Raw genomic sequence first — 15,642 nt, 5'->3', positions numbered from 1 at the left:
CTTTATTGCAGCCAGGGCGGTGCGGGCTCTTCTTCCTTGCTCAAACCCCGTTCGGCGTCCTCCCTGATGGCGCGCCGACGGGCTTCGTCGAAGCGCGCCGCATCGATCTCGCGCATGACCCCGGCGACATCGGCGCTGTGCTCGTCTAGCGCGAACTGACCGGTGAGTTCGCTTTCCGGCAACAGCTCGCCGGCTTGGTACAGGGCCCACATCTCCTGAGCATAACGGGTGTGCCTGAGCTCCGGGGCAAAACGCCCGAAATAGGCAGCCATGTTGCCGACATCGCGCTCAAGCATGCTGAAAGCGTGGTTGTTGCCCGCCGCGTCCACCGCCTGTGGCAGGTCGATGATCACCGGGCCCTCGGGCCCGAGCAGCACATTGAATTCCGACAAGTCGCCATGCACAAGGCCGGTGCATAACATCAGAACGATCTGGCGGATCACGAACGCGTGGTACTCACGCGCTTGCTCAGCTTCCAGGTACACATCGTTGAGCCGTGGGGCGGCATCACCATACTCGTCAGCTACCAGTTCCATCAGCAGCACGCCGTCGAGAAAGTCGTAGGGCCGCGGCACCCGCACGCCGGCATTGGCCAGACGGAACAGGGCCGCCACCTCGGCGTTCTGCCAGGCGTCCTCGGCCTCCTTGCGCCCGTATTTGGAACCTTTGGCCATGGCCCGGGCCTGGCGGCTGTTGCGCACCTTGCGCCCTTCCTGATACTCGGCCGCCTGGCGGAAGCTGCGCTTGTTAGCTTCCTTGTAGACCTTGGCACAGCGCAATTGCTGTCCGCAGCGCACCACGTACACAGCGGCCTCCTTGCCACTCATCAATGGTCGAAGTACTTCATCGACCAGTCCATCTTCAACCAGTGGTTCAATGCGTTTTGGAGTCTTCATCGGCTTTTGTCGGGGGTCCTGTTCTGCCAGACACGTGTTTTTTCTAGGTCACCGGTGCTGCACCGGCTTGTCGCTATAGCAAGACCGCACTGCGTTGTAACGGCAATCCGTCTGACTTGCCATAGTTTTTGTAAATGTTGGTGCACAATCGTTCACAAAAATCATCAGTATTCTTTACCGAACAAGCCCTTGAAGGCGGCAATCCAGGCCGAGGCGGAATCGTAACCGCAGCCCAGCGCGGCTTCGCTGACGCGGGTCAGCGCTCGATGATCGCCGTCACGCCTTGACCACCGGCGGCGCAGATCGAAATCAGGCCACGGCCCTTGCCGGCCGTAGCCAGCAGCTTGGCCATGTTGGCCAGGATACGCCCACCGGTGGCGGCAAACGGATGTCCGGCCGCCAGTGAGCTGCCCTTGACGTTGAGCTTGCGGCGATCGATCGCACCCAGCGGCTCGCTCAGCCCCAGCCGGCGCTGACAGTAGTCGGGATCTTCCCAGGCCTTGAGGGTGCACAGCACCTGGGCGGCAAAGGCTTCGTGAATCTCGTAGTAATCGAAGTCCTGCAGACTCAGACTGTTGCGGGCCAACAAGCGCGGCACCGCGTAGGCCGGTGCCATCAGCAGCCCTTCCTGGCCTTTGACGAAGTCCACGGCCGCGGTTTCGCCGTCGACCAGATAGGCCAGCACCTCAAGATTGTGTTCACGCGCCCAGTCTTCACTGCCGAGCAAGACCACCGAGGCGCCATCGGTCAGCGGTGTGGAGTTGCCAGCGGAGAGAGTGCCCTTTTCGCTACGTTCGAACACAGGCTTGAGGCTGGCGAGTTTCTCGAGGGTCAGGTCGGCGCGCAGGTTGTTGTCGCGGGTCAGGCCGAGGAAAGGTGTGAGCAGATCGTCATGCCAGCCCTCGGCATAGGCCGCCGCCATATGCTGGTGACTGAGCAAGGCCAGTTCGTCCTGATCCTTTCGTGGAATCTGCCAGGTCTGCGCCATCAGCTCGCAATGTTGCCCCATGGACAGCCCAGTGCGCGGCTCACCGTTGCGTGGCAGTTCCGGGATCAGATGCCCCGGGCGCAGCTTGAGAAACGCCTTGAATTTGTCCGCCGTGGTCTTGCCGCGGTTGGCCTGCAGCAGGATGCGGCGCAAGCCTTCATTGACCGCGATAGGGGCATCGGACGTGGTGTCGACGCCACCGGCAATGCCGCTGTCGATCTGCCCCAGGGCGATTTTGTTGGCCACCAGCAAGGCCGCCTCAAGGCCCGTGCCGCAGGCTTGCTGCAGGTCGTAGGCCGGGGTCTGCGCCGACAGGCGCGAACCGAGCACACATTCGCGGGTCAGGTTCATGTCCCATGAATGCTTGAGCACCGCCCCGGCGGCTACCTCGCCCAGTTGCAGGCCATGCAGCCGAAAACGCTCGATCAGCCCTTCAAGCGCGGCAGTGAGCATCGCCTGGTTGCTGGCCGTGGCATAGGCGCCGTTGGAGCGGGCGAAGGGAATACGGTTGCCGCCAATGATCGCGACCCGGCGCAATGAACGCATGCGTGACGTCCTCTCTCTACGAAGCATTGCGCTACAGCGTAGGTGTTTTTTCAGCGTTCGAACGACCAACGGCCAAAGATGGTCCACACTTTGAAGCTTATTTCAGGGAGAGCCGCACATGAGCGACCGCTATATCGACTTCGCCAACTCCAACCTTGGCCGCCGTCTGGTCGGCGCCGTCGGCTTGCCCAGCCCCGCTCGCCTGGAACGTTGGCAAGCCGGGCGCCTGCGGCCGGTCGAAGGCGCCCTGCTGCTCGGCGGCGGGCCCCTGGCAAACAAGATCGAGACGTTTGCCCAACGCCTGACCGATGATGTCTACAGCTTCGCCAGCCCCGACCTGAGCGCCACGCAATGGGTCGCAGGCCTTGGCCCCAAGCTCAAGGCGGTGGTCTTCGATGCCAGCGAACTGGACGACAGCGACCAGCTCAAGCAACTGCGCGAATTCTTCCAGCCGCTGCTGCGCAGCCTGGCGCCCTGCGCTCATGTGGTGATTCTCGGGCGCACGCCGGAGCAGCTCGATGATCCACTGGCGCAAGTCACTCAACGTGCCCTGGAAGGCTTCAGTCGCTCGCTGGCCAAGGAACTGCGCACCGGTGGCACCCTGCAATTGCTGTACGTCAGCGATAGCGCCGAAGACCAGCTCGAAGGGGTCTTGCGCTTTTTCCTCTCGCCCAAGAGCGCCTTTGTCTCTGGCCAGGTCCTGCGCCTGGAGGCCTGCGCCACTCAAGTTCAGGACTGGACCCGGCCACTGGCCGGGCGCAAGGCCCTGGTCACCGGAGCCGCCCGCGGTATCGGCGCGGCCATTGCCGAAACCCTGGCCCGCGACGGCGCCGAGGTCGTGCTGCTCGATGTACCCCAGGCCAAGACCGACCTTGAGGCCCTGGCCGAACGCCTCGGCGGACGCAGCCTGACCCTGGACATCTGCGCAGCCGACGCTGCGGCACAACTGATTGAAGGGCTCCCGGAAGGCATCGACATCGTTGTGCATAACGCCGGCATCACCCGCGACAAGACCCTGGCCAACATGACCCCGGAATACTGGGACTCGGTGCTGGCGGTCAATCTCAAGGCTCCGCAGCTGTTGACCCAGGCCTTGTTCGACAGCGGCGCCCTGCACGACAACGCACGCGTCGTGCTGCTGGCATCGATCAGCGGTATCGCTGGCAACCGTGGCCAATCCAACTACGCCGCCAGCAAGGCCGGGCTGATCGGCCTGGCCCAGGCCTGGGCGCCGAAACTGGCTGCGCGCGGGGGCAGTATCAATGCTGTGGCCCCCGGTTTCATCGAAACCCGCATGACCGCCGCCATTCCTTTCGCCCTACGCGAAGCCGGGCGGCGCATGAGTTCCCTGGGCCAAGGCGGCCTGCCCCAGGATGTTGCCGAAGCCATCGCCTGGCTGGTGCAACCTGGCAGCGGCGCGGTCAACGGCCAGGTGCTGCGCGTCTGCGGCCAAGCCGTGATGGGGGCCTGAGCATGACTCGACACTGGCAGGACCTGAGCAACACAGCGGCACTTTCCAGCCTCTACCTGCGCGCCGCACGCAAGCGCAAGATCAGCGGCGACACCTTGCCCGACATGGGTTTGCGCTGTTACCTGGAGGTCCAGCCGCGGCGGCTTGAGGCCTATCGCAAGCTCTGCCATTTCAGCGACGATGGACGCTTGCCGCCGACCTTCCCCCACGTGATGGCCTTCGCCCTGCAATTGCAATTGCTGACTGCCAAGGACTTCCCGTTCCCCTTGCTGGGCATGGTCCACCTGCACAATAGCATCCGCGTAGTACGTCCACTGGGCGGCATCAGCCAGCTGCGCTTCTGCGTGCATGTGGATAACCTGCAAGCGCACGAAAAAGGCGCCACCTGCGACCTGATCACTGAGGCCGAAGACGGCCTGGGCCTGCTCTGGTCCGAAACCAGCCGCATGCTCTGTCGCGGCGTGAAGCTGAGCCGGGAGCCCGCAGTCACTGAAGAGCCTGTCGGCGACCCCCTGGATGAACTGACCCGCTGGTACGCCGACAGCGATATCGGCCGCCGTTACGCCAAGACCTGCGGCGACTACAACCCGATCCACCTGAGCGCCACCAGCGCCAAGCTGTTCGGCTTCCCCACCGCCATTGCCCACGGCATGTGGAATAAGGCCATGACACTGGCAGCCTTGCGCGGCCATTTGCCCGTCAGTGGTTACCAGATTGCGGTGGACTTTCTCAAACCCGTGCGCCTGCCCAGCGAAGTAATCCTCAACGCTAGCCCCACCGCCGACCAGGGCCAGCTGCGCCTGGACGGTCATGGTGAGCTGGTGCACATGCGCGGAGCCTGGCGGCCACTGGACTGAAACGGCCCTCTTGCGTTGCGCAGGCGCCCGCTTGAAGCTATGCGCCTTGAGGAGAGCCTTGATGAACCTGCACGAACTGACCCAACGCCTGCACCGCATCCGTGACAACAACGACTGGCGCGGCTTCCACAGCCCGAAAAACCTGGCCATGGCCGCCAGTGTTGAAATGGCCGAACTGGTGGAGATTTTCCAGTGGCTGAGCGAAGACCAGTCGCGCCAGCTGGCACCTGAGCAACTGCAGCATGCCGGACAGGAGGTCGGCGATGTGGTGCTGTACCTGTTGCTGCTGTGCAGCGAACTGGGCCTGGACATGGAACAGGTGGTGCGCGCCAAACTGGCCGACAGCGAAAGGCGTTTTGCGCGATGAAAGACCGACATTTCGATGCCCTGGCCACCCGCTTTGCCGAGAAAATCTACGGCGGTGCCAAAGGTGCGATCCGCCTCGCGGTGCTGCAGGCCGACCTTGCCGAAACCCTGCCCGAACGTCCCTTGCGCGTGCTGGATATCGGTGCCGGCCTGGGTCACATGGCCCTGTGGCTAGTCGAACGCGGCCACCAGGTCACCCTGGCCGAGCCCGCCGCGCCCATGCTCGAAGGCGCTCGCGTGCGGTTTGCCGAAGCCGGCAAGCAAGCAACCTTCATCCAGGCGCCCTGGCAGGACCTGCTCGGACAACTGACCGAACCCTACGATCTGGTGCTGTGCCATGCGGTACTGGAATGGCTGGCGGAACCTGAAACCATCCTGCCGGTCCTGCACCAGCTGACCCGCAGCGATGGCCTGCTGTCGCTGGCGTTCTACAACCGCGATGCGCTGGTCTATCGCAACCTGCTCAAGGGCCATTTCCGCAAACTGCGACGCGATGACATGGCCGGTGAAAAGCAAAGCCTGACCCCGCAGAAACCACTTGATCCGCGCACACTCAAGGTGCAACTTGAAGATCTGTGGCAGGTCGAAACAGAAAGCGGTGTACGGGTGTTTCACGACTACATGCCCAGTGAATTCCAGGCCAAGGCCGAGTTGCTCGACCTGCTGGAAATGGAACTGGCCCATCGACGTCATCCAGCCTTTGCCGGGTTGGGGCGCTACCTGCACTGGATCTGTAGACCACGCTGAATCACGCCGGGAGGGTGACATGCCGTACCGTTTGACCCTGGGCCTACTATGCCTGGCCCTGGCAGGCTGCCAGAGCAGCAACCCCTATGTCGCCAGCTCCCGCCCACTGCCACCAGCCCCGCCTCAGGCGGCCACTACCTTCGATGCCAGCGCTTATCCTGCGTCACCACGGGATTTTGCCCGCTACCGCAGCTGGGCCTGGCGCAACGGCCAGTTGCCGGTCGGCGGCGCCCTGGCTGAACCCGCGCAACTGGCCGATACGGTCAGCAACGCCCTGGACCAGCGCGGCCTGCGTCCGGCGCGCAATGGCCAGGCCGGCGATCTGCTGGTCAGCGCCAACGTGCACCTGGAGCGCCGCCTGCGTCAGGCGCGCGAAGACTACTACCCCTACGATGCCTACCCCTACGGCGGTTATGGCAGCTATGGCCGTTACCGTAACGGCTATGGGGTCTATGGCAGCGTGCCGTTGGTACGCACCTACGAAGTCGAAGTGATGGTAGTCCGTATCGATCTTTATGACGCCCGCGATGGGCAGGCCGTCTGGAGCGCCAGCGCCGAGACCGCCAGCCAGGGTTCCCAGGGTGAACGCGAGGATGCCCTGCGTGAATCCGTAAAAAAGGCCCTCAACGGCTATCCTCCCAGCTAAAGGCAATTGGAGATTCATCATGTTGCGCCGTCTCGCTTTACTCTCGTTAGTGGTGTTGCTGGGCGCCTGCCAAAGCAGCAACGTAACTCAGGACTTCGATGCCAGCCGCAACTTTGCCGCTTACCGCAGTTGGGTCTGGCAGGAACCGGCGCTGCAGTACCGCCCCGACGATCCGCGGATCAAGAGCGACCTGACCGAACAACGCATCCGCCAGGCCGTCGCCGGCCAGCTTGATCAGCGTGGTTTGCGCCCGGCCCAGGGCAGCAGCAAGGGCGATCTGAAAGTGCAGACCTACCTGATCGTCGAGAACCGCCAGCAGCAGATCACCACCAACTATGGCGGCGCCTGGGGTGGCTACTGGGGGAACTACTGGGGCGGGCCGATGTACAACGAAACCCGCAGCGTTGACTACAAGGTGGCGACCATCCAGATCGACCTGTTCGACGGTAAGGATGGCAAGCTGGTGTGGCGCGGCAGCGCCGAACAGATCATGAACAGTTACCCGCCGGGCCCCGAAGAACGTAGCAGCGCGATCCAGAAGACCGTGACCAGTGCCTTGTCAAACTATCCGCCGCGCTGAAGGCGAATAGCCATTACCAGGACTACACTTCTGCTACATGGGTGTGAGTCTTGTCCCGCGATTGACGGCCTTGCCCGGCAAAGGAGTGCGCGTGTCCTCTCGCTTCCCCACACGACAACGCGGCGCTATAGGCCTGATGGCGGCCTTGACCCTGGGCATGGGGCTGGTGTTCATGCTGATGGTGGTCGACAGCAGCAGGCTCTACCTGGAGCAGCGCCGTTTGCAGCGGGTCGCCGACATGGCCGCGCTGGAGGCCGCAGGACAGAGTGCAGTCTGCTCGGGTAGCGGCCCACGGGCCGACGCCTTGGCCCGTACCGGCGCTCTTCGCAACGGCTTCGAGCTGGGTGCCGGGCAAACGCTGGACACCGCCTGTGGCACTCTACAGACCGGGGCCAACAGCTTGCGTCGCTTCAGTGTCGATGCCGCACGCAACGAAGCAATCCGCGTAATCGCCACGACCCAGGCCACCACTAGTGTCGCCGCAGGGGTGTGGGCCCTGGCCAGCGGCAACAGCGTGCCTGACACCACGACCTTGCGCGCCAGCGCAATCGCGGCAACGCCCAAGCCGCCCCAGGCCATGCTGCGTATTCGCAGCACACTGGCAACGGTCGATACGCGCCAGTCAGCACTGCTTAACGCATTGGTCGACCCCCTTGGCGGCCACGTCCAGCTCGACCTTCTAAGCTGGCAAGGCCTGGCCGACACCCAGATCAACCTGCTCAAATACCTGGACCAGTTGGCCATCAGCGTCGGCGTGAGCGCGGGCGACTACCAGCAGTTGCTGCGCGCCGACGCCACAGCGACCCAACTGATCGACGCCGCCGCCAAGGTCCTGCAAACAGGCGGCGCCGCTGTCGAGGTAGTGAGCAACCTGGGCAAGATTGCCGTCGGTTCCGACAACACCCGCTTGCTGCATCTGGGTGACATACTCGACCTGCAAAGCGGCACGACCAAAGCGGGTCTGGACGCCAGCCTGCAAGTGCTGGACCTGGTGCAAAGTGTTATCCTGCTGTCGACCAAGGACAGCGCGGCAACCGTTGAAATGCCGATCAGCCTGTTGGGGCTGGTCAATGGCAAGATTCGCCTCAAGGTCATCGAGCCGCAGCAGATTTCGGCCATCGGCAACCCGCAAACCGACGAGATAAAGGTGCACACCGCACAGGTTCTGGCGTTGATTTCCCTTGACCTGCCGGTGCTGTCCACCGTCGTCGGCCTGGTCAACGCCGTGCTGGACCTTGCCTCGCCCTTGACCAATATCCTCAATAACCTGCTTGGCCTTAACCTATTGGGGACCCTGGAGTCCTTGACCTGTGCCCTGGGTATTCCGTGCAAGGTCAGCGACATCCAGCTACTGCCAGGCACTGTCAGCCTGGATGTGGGTATCCAGGTGGCAAAAGCCACCAGCCAGGTCAGTGACTACAGCTGCGCCCCGGAAAAAACCTTGACCGCCGACACCCAGAGTTCGGCAGTGGACCTGGCGGTGGGCCAATTCAAGAATCGGGATGATTTCTTCAGTACGGGCGTGGCGGCGGTGACCCCGCTGCCGCTGATTGATATCGGCACCAATATCTGCAGCCGCCTACTGTTTCTTCCAGGCATCTGCGGCACCCGTGTGCCGTTTGCCGGTGGCGGTATCGGCCTGAAGATCAACACCTCCTTGCTGGCTAGCAACTCCACTGAGCTGAAATTTTCGCCCCCAGACCATACTCCGCCCGATATCGATCAGCCACCGGCATATCTAAGTACCACCGCCAGCAACATCATCAGCAGCCTGAACACCACCATCGCCGGCATTGAGCTCGAGGCCTACAAACCACTCAATGGCAACATTCTGGGCAGCATACTGACGTTGACGGCCGGCCTGCTGGACGACGTCAAGGCCATCCTTGAACCGCTGATCAAAGGCCTGCTCAGTCCCCTGGTCGATCCCCTGGTCGATGCCTTGCTGAAAACCTTGGGCATCGACCTGGTGAAGGTCGAGGTCGGTGCCAACCTGACCTGCTCCAGCAGCCGCACTCAGCTTGTACTGTGAGTGGGCAATTCGATACAGAACCGCGCCCCGTCGGCGCCGTTATCCACACTCAGGCAGCCGCCCATGGCATCAATGATCCCATAGCTGACCGACAACCCCAGCCCGGTACCGACACCCACCGGCTTGGTGGTGAAGAACGGTTCGAAAATGCGTTCGAGCAGACGCGGCTCGATCCCGCCACCGTTGTCCTCGACCAATAGACGCACCTGGTGCTCATCCATTTCCATGCGCAGGGCGATCCACGGCTGTAGCTCGCGATGCTGTTCGCGCTGGGCCAGCAACGCATCGCGGGCATTGACCAGCAGGTTGATCAACACCTGCTCCAGCTGGTCCTGATGACCACTGACCGCGCTCTGCTGTTGCGGGGTATCGACTCGCAACTCCACGCCTTTGCCACTCAAACCGTCGGCGAGCAGCGACAAGGCGCCTTCCACCGCCTGCCAAGGATCGAACAGTTGCTGCTCGAGCGCCGAGCGGCGCCCGAACACACGCATGTGATCCACCACCCGCGAGGCACGCAGCACCTGGGCGTCGATACGCTTGAGTTTGTCTTGCAGGTAATCGACCTGCACATCGCCGCTTTCCAAGCGCTTGAGGGCGTTGACCACCGCCATGCGCATCACGTTCAACGGCTGGTTGATCTCGTGGGCAAGGCCGGTGGCCATTTCGCCGAGCGTGGCCATCTTCGCGCTTTGCAACAGCTGCTGGTGGGTGCGCCGGACCTGGGTGTTGTCGCGGCCCACCGCCTGAATTTCCAGCAGCCGCCCCTGCTCGTCAAACAGGCCTCGATCTGCCCACACCCACCAGGCATGCTCGCGCCCCGGCAGTTCCAGGCAGATTTCCGCAGTGCTCACCGGCTGCTCCACAGTCAGCCCGGCCAGGCGTTCGACGAAAGCCTGACGCTGAGTTGCCGACAGCCACTGCCCCAGGTTCATTCCGGCCAGTTGCGCGGTCGAGCATTCCAGGTAGTCGGCCAAGGGCTGGTTACCGAACACCAGGTTCAACTCAGGTGTATAGCGACAGATCATTGCCGGTGAGTCCTCCACCAGCACCCGGTAGCGTTCCTCGCTTGCACGCATCCGCTCGGCGGCCTCGGTGGCCTCGGTGACGTCCAGCCAGATTCCCACCACCTCCACCGGCAGGCCGAGGTCATCACGCAGCAGGCGCGCCTCATCGAGCACCCAGTGATAACCACCGTGTCGGTCACACAAGCGATAACGGCTGCGCGCCTGCCCCTCGCGCAACAAGGTGCGGGTGCGCGCCAGCCACAGTGCCTGGTCCTCAGGGTGGACCCATTGGCCGGGCTGCAGGGGCGCTTCCCCCGTCTGCTCCCAGCCAAGCATTGGCTGCAGGCTGGCGCTGAAGAATTCCGCCTGCAGGGCACCCTCGGCATAACGCTGGATGTAGATTACCGCCGGCGAGCTGGCAATGAGGTTTTCCAGGCGCGCTTGGGCGGCGCTGGCCTGCAGCTGCTGGCACTTGATATCACTGATATCGAGCATGAAACCTTGCAGACGGCGTTGCTGGCCACTGCCGCGCACTTGCCCGCACAAGCGATACCAGCGCGGGTTGGCCGCCAGGTTGTTGTCGAGCAGACGCAGGCTCAGGTGCAAGGCACAGCCCTCGCGCTGCAGCTCGCCAAGGGCCAGCTGTGCCGCTTCCCGATCGGCCGGGTGTACGCGGCTTAGCCACTGGCTGATGGTCAACTGCATCGGCATCCCCAGGCTGGTCGCCAACCCGGGGGCCAATTGCAGGACTGCCTCGTTCAAACGCCACTGCCACCAACCGGCGCCCAGTTGCAGTTGCAAGCTGTCCAGGCGCTCGCTTTGCTGTTGCAGGTCGAACGCAGCCAAGCGGCTGACCAGCGGTTCGGCATAGGCGGCACAAGCATTGAGCGCATCTGCCGCAACCAGTGCTTCAAGTGGGCCGACACAAATCAACCAGGCCTGGACAATATGCCCCTGCGCATAGGGCAACAGGTACGTGTCGGCCTGCGGCAGCAGCAATTGTAAGCCTGCGTGCGTGGTGCTTGAGACCATCTGTCCAGGTGCCAGCCGATCCAACAGCGGCCCCATCATTTCATCGCTGGGCCAATGCAGCGGGTCACTGCTGCTGGCATAGGTTTGCCAGCCCTGCTCCCCTCGCAGCAGGATCCGTCCAGCATTGGCTCGCCAATGACGGACCAGCCATTGCAATTGCTCCTGGGCCACCGGCCCAAGGCGCTCGATGCTGCAATCGCGCAATTCGGCTGCCAGATGACTGCTCAGGTGGCGCTGGCGTTCTGCGCCCAGCGACTGCTGGCGGTGTTGCAACAGGTCGCCGATGTCGAACAACTGCAACAACCAACTGCCGGGCTGGCCCAACAACCAGCCGCGGGTATGCAAGGTGCCGCCACCGGCCGCCTTGAAATCCAGATCCAGGGGGTGCGCCTGCCAGTCCATTGGCTCACCTTCGAGCACCAACAGGCTGTAGGGCTGCACATAGTCCTGCAAACGCACGTTGCTATGCGCAGGCAAGGCCAATGCCGAACGCAACGGGCCGTCCAGGCGCTGCACCCTGGCCTCATCGTCAAGCCACAGCTGCAACCCTACGGCGGGCACACTGGGCGGCTGCTCAGGCTCCACAGCGACCGGTGTGGAAGGCCCACGCCAACGCCCGAACAACCGTTGTCCGCTATTCACAGTTGCAGGCTCGCTTCGGCCTTGAGGCTCGGGGGTAGCCGCGGCACTTCACCGATCACCGGCAGGTCAAGCACCGGCAGCACAGCGGTCAACTTGGCTTTGGCATAGTCGATCTTGACGGTCAACAGGTTGTCCGGCGTCAGGGTGACGCTGGCATCACTGGCCAGTTGGAAATCCAACGAGCCGGGCATCCACGCCAACTGTTCGCCGAGCACGTCCTTGGCCAGTTTGTCGACATCGCTGCGATAGGTTTCGCTGCCGGGATCCAGTGCCACGCAACGACGCACCGCTTCGCTGCTGGCCTGATTGAACGATTGCAGCATGAGCATGGGCAGGCCGTAGCTGACCACGCCATAGAACACCGCAAAAAAGATCACGAATACTGCCACGAACTCCAGCGCCGCAGCACCTTTTTGCCGTCTGACCAAGCTTGCTTTCATGATCGCGTCTACCCTGACAGTGACACCTGACTGACAGCATAGAATCATTCACCACAAAGGGATGCATTTCGCCAATGCAAAGCATTGTCCTGCTGTTGTGGCTTGCCTTGTGCGCTGAACAAGACATGCGTGAACGCCAGATCGCCAACACCCTGACCCTTGGCGCGGCGGCATGCGCCCTGGGCTATCTGTTCATTACCGGACACACCTGGATCGGTGCCGACGCCAGCGAAGGGGGCTGGGCGTTGGCCATCGTCATGCTCCTGACCCTGCCCGGCTACATGCTCGGCCGCTTCGGCGCCGGTGATGTGAAATTGCTCGCCGCCCTGGCCCTGGCCACCGATCGCATGTATGTCCTGGGCACCTTCATCGGTGCCGGGATTGCGGTGCTGATCTGGTTGTCCAGTCGCCGCTGGCTATGGTCTCTTTTAAGTCAAAAGGTTAAGAACCGACTCAAACAACTGACCGAAGAGTCGTCAAAAAAACAACCTTTTGCACCTTTCATTCTGGCTGGCTTTTTACTGGCTTGCGTATGGATTCGCTAGTCATCCTCGCGTGTATCTACGCCGTACAACGCTTGTACATATTCGCAAAGTACGACTACTTTCTACAGAGTCAGCAGCCGATTGCAAGACCCCAGGCTCCGGGAGAGAGGGGCTTATGAGCAGGCAGGGAGTAGCGTGTGGACAAGACCGTCAGTGAAGTGAAGGTGTTGGTGGTTGATGACCAGCCCTCGATCGTCGAAGAGTTGTGTGAATTTCTCGACAGCAGCGGCTACCGCTGCGTGCCCTGCCACTCCAGCACCCAGGCTATCGAAAGCTTTGCCGCCGACGCCTCTATTGCCCTGGTGCTGTGCGACCTGCACATGCCGCAGTGTAATGGCATCGAGCTGCTCAGGGCACTCAAGGTCATTGCCGGGCAACAGCGGATTTTCGAGGCCATCATGCTTACTGGCCGAGCCGACAAACAGGATGTGATCAAGGCCTTGCGCGAAGGTTTTGCCGACTACTACCAGAAGCCCGCCGACCTGAACGAACTGCTCGAAGGCGTTCAACGCCAGGAAGCCGCGATACAAGAGCGGCAGAAAAGCTTCCAGCACCTGGTTAAGCTGAACCAGAAGCTGCAGTTCCTGGCCGATTCGATCGACGACCTCTACCAGGACCTGGACAAGGCCCGTGGCCTGGGCGCACAACGTCGCGCCAGCGACGTCGAGAGCGAGCCGGACAACGAAAACCTTCCGGCCATCTTCGAGCAACTGTCACCGCGTCAACTGGAAGTGGCGCGCCTGGTCAGCAAGGGCAAGACCAACTACCAGATCGCCTGCGAACTGGGCATCACCGAAAACACCGTCAAACTCTATGTCTCCCAAGTGCTGCGTCTGACCCATATGCACAACCGCACGCAGCTGGCGCTGGCCCTGGCACCGGGCAATTCGCCGCTGCGTCTGCGGGTAACGGCGCACTAGGGCGCCGTTCCTGCCAATCATCCGTCTACCTGTCGGATGAGCCGACCTTCTCCCAGCGGTAGAAGTCCGGGATCACATACTTGTAGCTGTCCAGCCAGCGCTGCATGCTCTGCTCGCGCTCCTTGGGCGTGGCCGACTGCGGGATCTTCGAGGCCTGCATGTTACGGGCTTGCAGTTGCAACCAGGCTTCAGTGGTCTGTTGCGCCTTGGACGAGGGCCCCGCCTCCATCGCGAAGATTGTCAATGGCAGTGAACTCAAGGTAAGCAGTAGTAAACATGCGGGCTTCATAAAGACCTCACGGTTGCCTGAGTGTAGGGGCGGGCTCTTGCACCGCCGCGACCTGGTCGGCGCGTGCCGGCGCCGATTTGCCCGGTTTCTTCAACAGCTCGGCACGTGACCTGGCCTCGCTGAACTGGGTGGGACTGAGGTTGAAGCGCGACACCAGATCGGCCGCCTGCTGCCACTTGTCCTGATACAACAGCAAGCTGACCAGATTGACTGCCGCCAGGGCGTTGTTGTCTTTAAGCTCAATCGCGGTCAGAAACTCGAAACGCGCCTGTTCGACATTGCCAAGGTTGAGGTAAACCACGCCGAGGTCATTGCGTACTTTCTCGTCAGTAGGGGCCAGGCGAACCGCCCGCAACAGATGGCGCTGGGCCTGGAGATTGTCGCCACGTGCCGCCGACAACTGGCCCAGGCCATGCTCAGCCTCGGACGCCAGACAGCCGCCGAGCAGACTGCGGTACAAGGGTTCGGCATCGCTGCGCCCGAGCAGGCGTAGCACCTTGGCCTTGCGCAAGCGCACCTGGGCCAGGTCTGCCGGCAACGCCTCCAGGTGCGCCAGACTGGCATGCGGACGCCCTTCGCCAAGCATCTCGTCAGCCATGCTCAGGGCCAGTTCCTGACTTGAGTCAGGCTTGGCACAACTGGCGTTGCTGCCCTGTAGCGCCAGCCACGGCGCACCACCGTCAGTGGCACAACCGCCAAGCAACACCAGGCTCATGACTACCATGACTGCTTTCATCCATGCTCCTCCGTTCACGAGCCCATCGCCTTGGCCAATGCCGTGAAGCCGGGACCGGCGAGCACGATCAGCAAGGCGGGAAACAGAAACACCATCATCACCATCGACATCTTTGCCGACATTTTCGATATCCGCTCCTGCATCCGCGTCAGGCGCCGGTCATCAAGTAGCTGCTTGAGCGCCAACAGCGATTTCATCGCCCCACCACCCTGGGCGAGCAACTGCTGAAGGATCACGCAGGTATCGCTGAACTCGTCCACTGCCAGCAGCTGCGCGGTTTTCTCAAGCTCTGGCGCCAGGGCCAGGCCAGAATCGACCCGCAGCAAAATCATCCGCAACTCGTCGCTGAGCGCCGGCAGCAGCTGACGCGACTCCTGGCTCAACACCCGCAAGCCCTGCTCCACCGCCAGCCCCGACTCGAAAAGAATGCGCAGCAACGGAATGAAGGTTGAAACTTCGCGCACGATCTGTTGCTGACGCCGTGCCGCCGCCAGCGCCAGCAGGCGTTTAGGCAGCAGGTAGCCAATCCCCAGCGCACACATCGGCACCACCAGCCAGGCGGTCGGACTGTCGCGGTAGAAGGTCTCCTCAACCAGTACGCCAACACCCAAGGCCAGCAATGGCACACCGACCTGACAAGCCGCAAACAAGGCACGCTGACGGCTGCGCCGCCAACCGACACGATCGAGCAGCAGACGGCTTTCACCGTCGAGGTTCAGCAAGCGCTGGGCCACAGGGCTGTCACCGACTTGCTGCAACCAGTTGCGCAGGCGATTGTCGCTGGTCAACTGCCCTTGCAGGCGCTGGGCCACCAAGCGTTGCCTGCGCAGCTGGCGCAGGAACTGGCCCAGCAACAACACAAAGGCGGCGAAGAACAGAACGGCGCTGAGCATCAAGACCAT

Annotated in this window: 16 protein-coding genes; 9 read left to right on the top strand and 7 right to left on the bottom strand. The window is 62.5% G+C overall.

The genetic code is table 11. The annotated features are described in order from the left end of the window. Window positions 1–2: 2 nt before the first annotated feature. Window positions 3–896, bottom strand: coding sequence for a PA4780 family RIO1-like protein kinase (locus ACRESH_RS02595; protein WP_431740460.1), 894 nt, complete (start codon window positions 894–896; stop codon window positions 3–5). A gap of 256 nt (window positions 897–1,152) precedes the next feature. Further along, window positions 1,153–2,430, bottom strand: coding sequence for an acetyl-CoA C-acetyltransferase (locus tag ACRESH_RS02590; protein WP_431740459.1), 1,278 nt, complete (start codon window positions 2,428–2,430; stop codon window positions 1,153–1,155). A 118-nt stretch (window positions 2,431–2,548) separates the two neighbouring features. Here ACRESH_RS02590 and ACRESH_RS02585 point away from each other — a divergent pair, with 118 nt between their 5' ends. The 7 genes from ACRESH_RS02585 (at window position 2,549) to ACRESH_RS02555 (ending at window position 9,129) form a co-directional block, all read left to right on the top strand. After that, window positions 2,549–3,901 carry a 3-oxoacyl-ACP reductase gene (locus ACRESH_RS02585; RefSeq protein ID WP_431740458.1) on the top strand — a complete coding sequence of 451 codons (1,353 nt, stop codon included), beginning with the start codon at window positions 2,549–2,551 and terminating at the stop codon, window positions 3,899–3,901. A gap of 2 nt (window positions 3,902–3,903) precedes the next feature. Beyond that, a complete protein-coding gene (locus ACRESH_RS02580) occupies window positions 3,904–4,758 on the top strand; it encodes a MaoC family dehydratase (protein ID WP_431740457.1) in 855 nt (284 codons plus the stop codon). 61 nt (window positions 4,759–4,819) lie between these two features. Continuing rightward, entirely contained in the window at window positions 4,820–5,125 is a 306-nt protein-coding gene (locus ACRESH_RS02575; RefSeq protein WP_431740456.1) for a MazG-like family protein, read from the top strand. Next, the gene (locus tag ACRESH_RS02570) at window positions 5,122–5,871 is read left to right on the top strand and encodes a methyltransferase domain-containing protein (RefSeq protein ID WP_431740455.1); all 750 of its coding nucleotides are present in this window, start codon (window positions 5,122–5,124) and stop codon (window positions 5,869–5,871) included. Before ACRESH_RS02575 ends, ACRESH_RS02570 begins: the two co-directional genes overlap by 4 nt. Before the next feature lie 19 nt (window positions 5,872–5,890). Continuing rightward, a complete protein-coding gene (locus ACRESH_RS02565; protein WP_431740454.1) occupies window positions 5,891–6,517 on the top strand; it encodes a DUF4136 domain-containing protein in 627 nt (208 codons plus the stop codon). A 19-nt stretch (window positions 6,518–6,536) separates the two neighbouring features. Beyond that, window positions 6,537–7,097 carry a DUF4136 domain-containing protein gene (locus ACRESH_RS02560; protein WP_431740453.1) on the top strand — a complete coding sequence of 187 codons (561 nt, stop codon included), beginning with the start codon at window positions 6,537–6,539 and terminating at the stop codon, window positions 7,095–7,097. 91 nt (window positions 7,098–7,188) lie between these two features. Next, window positions 7,189–9,129 carry a pilus assembly protein TadG-related protein gene (locus tag ACRESH_RS02555; protein WP_431740452.1) on the top strand — a complete coding sequence of 647 codons (1,941 nt, stop codon included), beginning with the start codon at window positions 7,189–7,191 and terminating at the stop codon, window positions 9,127–9,129. On the opposite strand, the gene ACRESH_RS02550 is transcribed toward ACRESH_RS02555, so the two are convergent. Both ACRESH_RS02550 and ACRESH_RS02545 read right to left on the bottom strand, forming a co-directional pair. Next, complete coding sequence (locus ACRESH_RS02550; RefSeq protein ID WP_431740451.1) at window positions 9,114–11,810, bottom strand: ATP-binding protein; 2,697 nt, start codon at window positions 11,808–11,810, stop codon at window positions 9,114–9,116. The two genes, ACRESH_RS02555 and ACRESH_RS02550, sit on opposite strands and share 16 nt — an antisense overlap. Beyond that, window positions 11,807–12,250: a TadE/TadG family type IV pilus assembly protein gene (locus tag ACRESH_RS02545; RefSeq protein ID WP_431740450.1), complete on the bottom strand. Its 444-nt coding sequence runs from the start codon at window positions 12,248–12,250 to the stop codon at window positions 11,807–11,809. The genes ACRESH_RS02550 and ACRESH_RS02545 overlap by 4 nt, the downstream gene beginning before the upstream one ends. Window positions 12,251–12,324: 74 nt before the next feature. Between ACRESH_RS02545 and ACRESH_RS02540 the strand changes: the two genes are divergently transcribed. After that, complete coding sequence (locus tag ACRESH_RS02540; RefSeq protein WP_431740449.1) at window positions 12,325–12,795, top strand: prepilin peptidase; 471 nt, start codon at window positions 12,325–12,327, stop codon at window positions 12,793–12,795. Between the two features lie 137 nt (window positions 12,796–12,932). Further along, window positions 12,933–13,715: a response regulator transcription factor gene (locus tag ACRESH_RS02535; protein WP_431740448.1), complete on the top strand. Its 783-nt coding sequence runs from the start codon at window positions 12,933–12,935 to the stop codon at window positions 13,713–13,715. Window positions 13,716–13,740: 25 nt separating this feature from the next. Here the strand turns inward: ACRESH_RS02535 and ACRESH_RS02530 are convergent, their stop codons facing one another. The 3 genes from ACRESH_RS02530 to ACRESH_RS02520 are packed head-to-tail and all read right to left on the bottom strand — an operon-like array spanning window position 13,741 to window position 15,642. Continuing rightward, entirely contained in the window at window positions 13,741–13,959 is a 219-nt protein-coding gene (locus tag ACRESH_RS02530) for a DUF3613 domain-containing protein (RefSeq protein ID WP_431740447.1), read from the bottom strand. Between the two features lie 52 nt (window positions 13,960–14,011). Beyond that, window positions 14,012–14,740, bottom strand: coding sequence for a tetratricopeptide repeat protein (locus ACRESH_RS02525; RefSeq protein WP_431740446.1), 729 nt, complete (start codon window positions 14,738–14,740; stop codon window positions 14,012–14,014). 14 nt (window positions 14,741–14,754) lie between these two features. Then, window positions 14,755–15,642: a type II secretion system F family protein gene (locus ACRESH_RS02520; protein ID WP_431740445.1), complete on the bottom strand. Its 888-nt coding sequence runs from the start codon at window positions 15,640–15,642 to the stop codon at window positions 14,755–14,757.

The sequence above is a fragment of the Pseudomonas sp. genome (assembly GCF_050739775.1).
In the GTDB taxonomy this organism is placed as follows: domain Bacteria; phylum Pseudomonadota; class Gammaproteobacteria; order Pseudomonadales; family Pseudomonadaceae; genus Aquipseudomonas.
Note: the sequence above shows the minus strand (reverse complement) of the source record. Positions and strands in the feature narration are given on the sequence as shown.

Bases quoted from the DNA above. Each gene is read 5' to 3' on its own strand.
- ACRESH_RS02525 (WP_431740446.1), bottom strand. From the start codon at position 14,740: ATGAAAGCAGTCATGGTAGTCATGAGCCTGGTGTTGCTTGGCGGTTGT.
- ACRESH_RS02540 (WP_431740449.1), top strand. From the start codon at position 12,325: ATGCAAAGCATTGTCCTGCTGTTGTGGCTTGCCTTGTGCGCTGAACAA.
- ACRESH_RS02570 (WP_431740455.1), top strand. From the start codon at position 5,122: ATGAAAGACCGACATTTCGATGCCCTGGCCACCCGCTTTGCCGAGAAA.
- ACRESH_RS02560 (WP_431740453.1), top strand. From the start codon at position 6,537: ATGTTGCGCCGTCTCGCTTTACTCTCGTTAGTGGTGTTGCTGGGCGCC.
- ACRESH_RS02545 (WP_431740450.1), bottom strand. From the start codon at position 12,250: ATGAAAGCAAGCTTGGTCAGACGGCAAAAAGGTGCTGCGGCGCTGGAG.
- ACRESH_RS02585 (WP_431740458.1), top strand. From the start codon at position 2,549: ATGAGCGACCGCTATATCGACTTCGCCAACTCCAACCTTGGCCGCCGT.
- ACRESH_RS02565 (WP_431740454.1), top strand. From the start codon at position 5,891: ATGCCGTACCGTTTGACCCTGGGCCTACTATGCCTGGCCCTGGCAGGC.
- ACRESH_RS02590 (WP_431740459.1), bottom strand. From the start codon at position 2,430: ATGCGTTCATTGCGCCGGGTCGCGATCATTGGCGGCAACCGTATTCCC.
- ACRESH_RS02575 (WP_431740456.1), top strand. From the start codon at position 4,820: ATGAACCTGCACGAACTGACCCAACGCCTGCACCGCATCCGTGACAAC.
- ACRESH_RS02580 (WP_431740457.1), top strand. From the start codon at position 3,904: ATGACTCGACACTGGCAGGACCTGAGCAACACAGCGGCACTTTCCAGC.
- ACRESH_RS02595 (WP_431740460.1), bottom strand. From the start codon at position 896: ATGAAGACTCCAAAACGCATTGAACCACTGGTTGAAGATGGACTGGTC.
- ACRESH_RS02520 (WP_431740445.1), bottom strand. From the start codon at position 15,642: ATGGTCTTGATGCTCAGCGCCGTTCTGTTCTTCGCCGCCTTTGTGTTG.